The organism is Photobacterium damselae, from assembly GCF_003026815.1.
Classification (GTDB): Bacteria; Pseudomonadota; Gammaproteobacteria; order Enterobacterales; family Vibrionaceae; genus Photobacterium; species Photobacterium damselae.
Genome location: NZ_PYOG01000032.1, coordinates 25,758 through 33,843 on the forward strand (window position 1 = coordinate 25,758; position 8,086 = coordinate 33,843).

At 41.9% G+C, this 8,086-nt stretch carries 6 protein-coding genes and 1 tRNA gene; 5 read left to right on the top strand and 2 right to left on the bottom strand.

Annotation, left to right across the window (positions count from 1 at the left end):
* Window positions 1-88 precede the first annotated feature (88 nt).
* From CTN07_RS19235 to ubiK, 4 genes are all read left to right on the top strand, one after another.
* Window positions 89-655, top strand: a complete 567-nt coding sequence (locus tag CTN07_RS19235) for a TetR/AcrR family transcriptional regulator (RefSeq protein ID WP_036765209.1) — start codon at window positions 89-91, stop codon at window positions 653-655.
* Between the two features lie 23 nt (window positions 656-678).
* A complete protein-coding gene (locus tag CTN07_RS19240) occupies window positions 679-1,785 on the top strand; it encodes an efflux RND transporter periplasmic adaptor subunit (RefSeq protein WP_036764632.1) in 1,107 nt (368 codons plus the stop codon).
* A gap of 12 nt (window positions 1,786-1,797) precedes the next feature.
* Entirely contained in the window at window positions 1,798-4,917 is a 3,120-nt protein-coding gene (locus tag CTN07_RS19245; RefSeq protein ID WP_005302330.1) for a multidrug efflux RND transporter permease subunit, read from the top strand.
* 140 nt (window positions 4,918-5,057) lie between these two features.
* Window positions 5,058-5,318, top strand: coding sequence for a ubiquinone biosynthesis accessory factor UbiK (ubiK, locus tag CTN07_RS19250; protein ID WP_005302327.1), 261 nt, complete (start codon window positions 5,058-5,060; stop codon window positions 5,316-5,318).
* A gap of 74 nt (window positions 5,319-5,392) precedes the next feature.
* Here ubiK and ilvC read toward each other — a convergent pair whose 3' ends face one another.
* Window positions 5,393-6,880, bottom strand: coding sequence for a ketol-acid reductoisomerase (ilvC, locus tag CTN07_RS19255; protein WP_005302325.1), 1,488 nt, complete (start codon window positions 6,878-6,880; stop codon window positions 5,393-5,395).
* 127 nt (window positions 6,881-7,007) lie between these two features.
* Between ilvC and ilvY the strand changes: the two genes are divergently transcribed.
* A complete protein-coding gene (gene ilvY / locus CTN07_RS19260; protein ID WP_036764630.1) occupies window positions 7,008-7,886 on the top strand; it encodes an HTH-type transcriptional activator IlvY in 879 nt (292 codons plus the stop codon).
* A gap of 114 nt (window positions 7,887-8,000) precedes the next feature.
* Here ilvY and CTN07_RS19265 read toward each other — a convergent pair.
* Window positions 8,001-8,077: transfer RNA gene (locus tag CTN07_RS19265), tRNA-Trp, on the bottom strand.
* Between the last annotated feature and the right edge of the window lie 9 nt (window positions 8,078-8,086).

Consider the following 8,086-nt stretch of genomic DNA (forward strand, 5'->3'; position numbering starts at 1 on the left):
TTTAATTAAAACTTGCACAAATTTGAGAGCCAACTAAAATTGGTGAATGAACGTTCACTCATCAATAAATCAGCGATCAGATATCACCATGAATGATAAAAAAGAACGTATTTTACAAGCAACAGAAATGCTGCTTGCAAAGCACGGGTTTCATGGCCTCTCGATGCAAAAAGTTGCGCAAGAAGCAGGCGTTGCAGCAGGAACAATCTATCGTTATTTTGCCGATAAAGATGATCTGCTCTATCAACTTCATGATCATATTTTAGGTTATGTGGCACAAAAAATAGTGCAAGACCTCAATGATGACATGAGTTTGAAACAGCAATTTCGCACCATATGGCTCAACATTTGGAATATGGCGATAAATGGAGAAGTTCTGTTAATCAATCAAGGTCAGTTTGAACACCTACCTCGACGAAATTCATCAGAACAACGTCTTCGTGAGAAAAAGCTGTTTGCTAAAATCGATCAAATGTTCGATCAAGGCAAAGAAGTCGGTCTTTTTAAACGACTTGATAACGATATTTTGAGCGTACTAAGCCTAGAACCAAGTGCTTGTCTCGCTCGTAAGAAAATGAATGGCATGCTTGATGTCAGTCCTCAACAGCTGGAAGCAGCGATTGAAGCGGCATGGGATGCCATTGTTCAGCATTAATAATAATTGGAGCACACCCAACGATGAAAAAATGGATAGTGATGCTACTTCTCGCCCTCCTGCTATTTGGGAGCGTGATTGGTTTCAATCTATTTAAAGAAAAGAAGATAGCCGAGTATATGGCCAATATGCCTGAACCTGACTATCCGGTGACAGTCACAACGGCGCAAAATACCAATTGGGTGCCATCCATTGAAGCTATCGGCTTTATCGAACCAAACCAAGGGGTAACTATTACTTCTCAGGTTTCAGGCATTATCGATAAAATTGATTTTGACTCTGGCATGAAGGTGAAAAAAGATCAGCCTTTAGTTACGCTAGATTCTGATGTAGAAAAAGCACAATTGCAGAGTAACGTAGCTCGTCTACCTGCGGCGAAAGCAAAATACATCCGTTACCAAGAGCTGTATAAGAAAAATTCTATTTCAAAAGAAGCTTATGAAGATGCTCAAGCGTCTTACTTCTCCTTAAAAGCGGATATTGAAAGTCAACGCGCACAGCTCGACCGTCGCACTATCAAAGCCCCATTTAGCGGTCAGGTAGGTCTACGTAACGTGTTCCTTGGCCAATACATTCAGCCTAGTACTGATGTGGTTCGCCTTGAAGATACTTCTGTTATGAAATTGCGCTTTACTGTGCCGCAGACCGACATTTCTGATATTCACTTAGGTCAAAATGTTGAGATCTTTGTTGATGCATACCCAGAAACGCCATTTAGCGGCAAGATCAGTGCAATTGAGCCAGCAGTTAATTACCAAAGTGGTTTAATCCAGGTTCAAGCCAACATCCCAAATAATGATGGTCAGTTACGTAGTGGTATGTTTGCCCGTGCTCACATCATCTTACCTACGTTAAAAGATCAGATTATTCTGCCGCAAACCTCCATCACCTACACCCTATATGGTGACAATGTTTATATTGCAGCAAAAGATGACAAAGGCACGCTACGCGTTAAGCAGTCTGTAGTTAAAACTGGTGAACACAAAGGCGATATCGTTCATGTTCTTGATGGTGTGAAACCTGGTGATGTTGTTGTTACTTCAGGTCAAGTTCGTCTAAGCAACAATGCGAAAGTGCACGTAGTTGAAAGTGATGCACTTAAGAGCCCAGCAGAAACCCCAATGCTGTAATCTGGAGGAACAATGCGCTTTACAGATGTTTTTATTAAACGTCCTGTTCTTGCGGTATCGATCAGCTTTCTGATCGCTCTACTCGGCCTGCAAGCCGTTTTTAAAATGCAGGTCCGAGAATACCCAGACATGACAAACACTGTAGTAACGGTGAGTACCGGCTACTACGGTGCCAGTGCAGATCTAATCCAAGGCTTTATTACTCAGCCATTGGAACAGGCCATTGCACAGGCAGATAATATCGATTATATGACTTCATCATCGGTATTGGGTTCTTCTACCATTACCGTTAACATGAAGCTTAATACCGATCCCAATGCGGCACTTGCTGATATTCTAGCTAAGACTAACTCGGTTCGTTCCCAGCTACCAAAAGAAGCTGAAGACCCAACCGTAACCATGTCTACTGGCTCTGGTACAGCGGTAATGTATATCGGTTTTACCAGTGACGAATTATCTTCAAGCCAAATCACTGACTACTTACAACGAGTGGTCACCCCGCAGTTGTTCACCGTAAATGGTGTATCAAAAGTTGACCTATACGGTGGCATGAAATACGCCCTTCGTGTATGGCTAGATCCTGCCAAAATGGGGGCTTATAACTTATCTGCTGCTGATGTGATGAATGTGCTTAACAGCAACAACTATCAATCAGCAACAGGTCAAGCAACTGGCGAGTTTGTGTTGTATAACGGTTCTGCAGATACTCAGGTGAAAAACACCGATGAACTGAAGAAACTGGTCGTATCAACTCAAAAAGGCCAAGTGATTCGTTTAGGTGATATAGCCAAAGTAACGCTAGCGAAAAGTCATGACCAGTACCGTGCAACAGCCAATGGTCAGGAAGCCGTTGTAGCCGCGATCAACGCAGCACCAACAGCCAACCCAATCAACATTGCTAAAGGTATATACCAAATCTTACCCGAACTTGAACGCAACATGCCAAGTACGATTAAGATGAACATCATGTATGACTCCACTATTGCTATTAATGAGTCAATTCACGAAGTTATTAAAACTATTGTTGAAGCGGCCGTAATCGTACTGGTTGTTATTACTTTATTCTTGGGTTCAATCCGTGCCGTAGTGATCCCTGTTGTGACCATCCCGCTATCACTGATTGGTGTGGCGATGGTGATGCAAGCGCTAGGTTTTTCATGGAACTTGTTAACCTTACTAGCCATGGTTCTCGCCATCGGTCTGGTGGTGGATGACGCCATCGTTGTACTCGAAAACGTTGACCGTCATATAAAAGAAGGCGAATCGCCGTTCCGAGCTGCGATCATTGGTACTCGAGAAATTGCCGTTCCGGTTATTGCTATGACTCTAACCTTAGGTGCGGTATACGCTCCGATCGCACTAATGGGTGGCTTAACTGGTACCCTATTTAAAGAGTTTGCTCTTACCCTAGCGGGTACTGTATTCATCTCTGGTATTGTGGCTCTGACCCTATCACCAATGATGTGTTCAAAAATGCTTAAAGCAGATAAAACGCCAAGCAAGTTTGAACAAGTTGTCCATAACACTCTAGAGCGTATTACTGTTCGTTATGAAAAGATTCTGCACGGCTTAATGACTATGCGTCCTGTAGTCATTGGCTTTGCGGTTTTAGTTTTCGTTAGCTTACCGTTAATGTTTAAGTTCATCCCAAGTGAACTCGCTCCAGCAGAAGATAACGGTGTGGTTGTACTAATGGCAAACGCACCATCGAATGTGAACTTAGATTACATTCAAAACACCATGGATCAGGTTAACCATGTATTAACGGATCAACCTGAAGTGGCTTTCTCCATGATCTTCTCTGGGGTAATGACATCGAACCAAGCTTTTGGTATTGCTTCTTTAGTACCATGGAGTGAACGTAAAGCGAGTCAGGCTCAAATTGCAAAACGTGTAACAGGCTTAGTAAAAGATGTTCCACAAATGGCAGTAACGGCATTCCAGATGCCACCATTGCCAGGTGCAGGTTCTGGCCTTCCAATGCAGTTTGTTATCACTACACCAAATAACTTTGAAAGTTTATTCCAAGTAGCGAGTACTTTCTTAACTAAGGTGAAAGAGAATCCACAAATTGTTTATTCCGACCTCGACCTTAATTTTGATTCAGCAACGATGAAGATTAAGATTGATAAGGATAAAGCGGGCGCTTATGGCATCACCATGCAAAACATTGGTCAAACACTTAGTACCATGATGGCTGATGGTTATGTCAACCGTATCGACTTAAATGGTCGCTCTTATGAAGTGATCCCACAGGTTGAACGTAAATACCGTTTAAACCCAGAGAATCTAAAGAACTACTATGTTCGAGCTGCTAACGGAGACTCTATTCCACTAAGTAGCCTAGTAACAATAAGCGTTATTTCAGAACCACGCTCATTACCAACCTTTAACCAGTTAAACTCAGCAACTATCAGTGCTGCGTTAGCTCCAGGGGTTGCAATGGGTGATGCGATTAATTGGTTTGAAAGTACAGCTCAAACCGTTCTTCCATCAGGTTACCAATATAACTTCATGGGTGAAGCTCGTCAGTTTGTAACTGAAGGTAATGCACTTTACTTTACGTTCTTATTGGCTTTGGCGATCATCTTCTTAGTGTTAGCAATCCAATTTGAATCACTACGCGATCCGTTGGTTATTCTGATTACTGTTCCTCTTGCAATTTGTGGTGCATTAATTTCCCTTGCATGGGGAGCCGCAACCATGAACATCTACTCGCAAGTCGGACTTATCACCTTAATCGGCTTGATCAGTAAACACGGTATTTTGATTTGTGAAGTTGCCAAAGAAGAACAACTTAACAATAAAAAATCCCGTATGGATGCTGTTATTGAAGCGGCTCGAATTCGTCTTCGTCCAATCTTAATGACAACAGCGGCAATGATTGCAGGTCTAATCCCGCTACTTTATGCATCTGGTGCAGGTGCTGCATCGCGCTTTAGTATTGGTATTGTTATCGTTGCAGGTCTTTCTGTGGGTACCTTGTTTACTCTCTTTGTACTGCCAGTTATCTATACATATTTGGCTAGTATTCATAAACCACTACCAGTCTTTGTAGAAGATAAAGATCTGGAAAAACTTAAGCGAGTAGATGAAGCACGCAACGCACTAAAAAACCGAGATGATCAATAAAATACTTTCATCAAAATAGTAAATAAAGAGGTCGCAATGTGCGGCCTCTTTTATTTTTCGCAATAGTAAGCGACAAATAGTGAACCTTTACATAGAATGAAAGTAGTTATGAAAAAGCCGTTATGGAGTAAACCCAAACCATGTTCGATCCTAAAAAACTTGAGCAAGTAGCCAAGCAGATCCATGAGTCAATGCCACAGCCGGTAAAAGATCTCGGTAACGACGTTGAGCAAAAAGTTCGCCAAGTGATCCAATCTCAACTAGGCAAACTGGATGTTGTTAACCGTGAAGAATTTGATGTGCAAACTCAAGTTTTACTGCGTACTCGTCAAAAGCTAACTGAGCTTGAGCAAAAAATGGCGGAGCTTGAAGCAAAGTTAAATAACAATAAAGACGCTTAATCACTTAGCGCACAGATAAATAAAAAGGGTCTGCACGTTTGATGCAGACCCTTTTTTAATATCTATTGTTAAATTTACTCGCCGCCGACAGCAATGCGTTTCATGTCTGTCATATAACCGCGTAGCGTATGACCAATAACCTCAACAGGATGCTGACGAATAGTTTGGTTTACCTCAATTAAAGTTTGATTATCTGCCCACTGAGAATGGGAGCTTAAACCACGGCCAATATCTTCTGTCGATACTTTTGCCATGAATTTTTCACGAAGCAAAGGAACAGCAACATTAGCAAAAAGATAATTACCGTATTCAGCAGTATCAGAAATAACAACATTCATTTCATATAGGCGCTTACGAGCGATCGTATTAGCAATCAGCGGTAATTCATGAAGTGATTCATAGTAAGCAGACTCATCAATAATGCCAGATGCTGTCATGGCTTCAAATGCCAATTCAACGCCAGCACGCACCATCGCGACCATTAAGATACCGTTATCAAAATATTCTTGCTCTTCAATATGAAGATTAGAACTTGGGTAATTTTCAAATGCAGTCTCGCCCGTTTCATTACGCCAAGTCAGTAGATTGATATCATCATTAGCCCAGTCGGCCATCATGGTTGCTGAAAAATGACCAGAAATAATATCGTCCATATGCTTATTATAGAGAGGACGCATCAAATCTTTTAACTCTTCAGATAATTCAAAAGCACGCACTTTTGCAGGATTTGATAGGCGATCCATCATATGGGTAATACCGCCAAATTTTAGAGCTTCAGTAATGGTTTCCCATCCATATTGCAGCAACTTACCCGCATAATCTGGCTCAATACCATCAGCAATCATTTTTTCATAACAAACAATAGAGCCCGCTTGTAGCATGCCACAAAGTATCGTTTGCTCACCCATAAGATCTGATTTCACTTCTGCAACAAAAGATGATTCTAGCACTCCTGCGCGATGGCCTCCCGTTGCCGCCGCCCACGCTTTTGCAATCGCTAAACCCTCACCATTGGGATCATTTTCAGGATGAACCGCAATTAATGTTGGTACGCCAAAACCACGCTTATACTCTTCACGCACTTCTGTACCTGGACATTTAGGGGCAACCATAACCACAGTTAGATCTGAACGAACTTGCATGCCTTCTTCAACGATATTAAAACCGTGAGAATAACCTAATGTCGCTCCCTGCTTCATCAGAGGCATTACCGCATTAACAACGTTTGTATGCTGCTTATCTGGAGTTAAGTTAATGACAAGATCAGCTTGAGGGATTAGTTGCTCGTAACTGCCAACCTCAAAACCATTATCTTTAGCATTACGATAGGATTGACGCTGCTCGTCAATTGCTACCTGACGAAGCGCATATGCGACGTTCAGCCCCGAATCACGCATATTAAGACCCTGGTTAAGACCCTGAGCACCACACCCGACAATAACAACTTGCTTACCCTTTAGATAATCCGCTTCTGCAGTAAACTCCTCACGCGCCATAAAACGGCAACGACCAAGTTGATCTAACTGCTCACGTAGATTTAGGGTATTAAAGTAATTTGCCATATAACCAACTCCATGACTAAATAATAAAAGTGACGTACCTGTCGATAGCTTTGATACTAGATCAGTCTTTTTGTTGCGAAAAGTGCTATATTCACAACAACGAATTGCAAAAAATGCAACATGGATGATGAACCTAAAAAATTTGCAACACTTTATTCACCTAGCAGAATCGAAAAGCTTTACCGTCACAGCACAAAAGACTCATATCAGCCTCTCGGCCTTAAGTCGTGTTATTCAGCGTTTAGAACAAGAGCTGGAGCAAAGCTTATTCATTCGCGACAATCGCAGCGTTGAACTTACCGCTGCAGGGAAAGAGCTATTACCAGTTGCAATAGGTATCGTTGAACAATGGCACCAACTTAAAACTCAGCTTTCAACCGACCAGCACTTGTTAAGAGGAAAACTCACTCTTTTTTGTTCTGTTACCGCAAGCTATAGTCATTTACCGCAACTTGTCACGGAATTACGCCAAACTCACCCACAAATAGAGATTCAGCTATTAACTGGCGATCCAGCCCAAGCGATAGAAAAAGTTCTCAATGATGAGGCCGATATTGCAATCGCTGCAAAACCTAAACACCTCTCAAACAAATTAACCTTTATCGAGTTTGATCAAGTAACCTTAACGGTTATCAGTCCATTACTAGTGGGACAGTCATTGCAACCAACCCATCAAATATCTGCTCAATGGCAAACGCTACCTTTTATTCTTCCAGAATCAGGAACCGCACGAGATCATAGTAATGATTGGCTCAGAGATAACCAAATAAACCCAACAATTTATGCTCAAGTTGCAGGTCATGAGGCGATTGTAAGTATGGTTGCTTTGGGATGTGGGGTGGGTATTGCCCCTGATGTTGTGATTGATAATAGCCCAATGAAAGATCGCGTATTTAAACACAACGATCAAAATATCAAGCCACTGGCTCTTGGACTATGTTGTAAAAAAAGCCGAGCTCACGAGCCTTTATTAGCCGCTTTAATGCAGTTGTGCCAATCACAGTAGTAGTATGAGCTATAAACAAGGATGTGCGTTTTTACCGACCAACTCAAGATCTTCAATTTATTTTTAACAAATGGCAAAAAGGCTCATATCTTTCGATATGAGCCTTCTTAAATATGGCAGGGGTGGAGAGATTCGAACTCCCAACACGCGGATTTGGAATCCGCTGCTCTGCCAATTGGAGCTACACCCCTGTTGTTCGT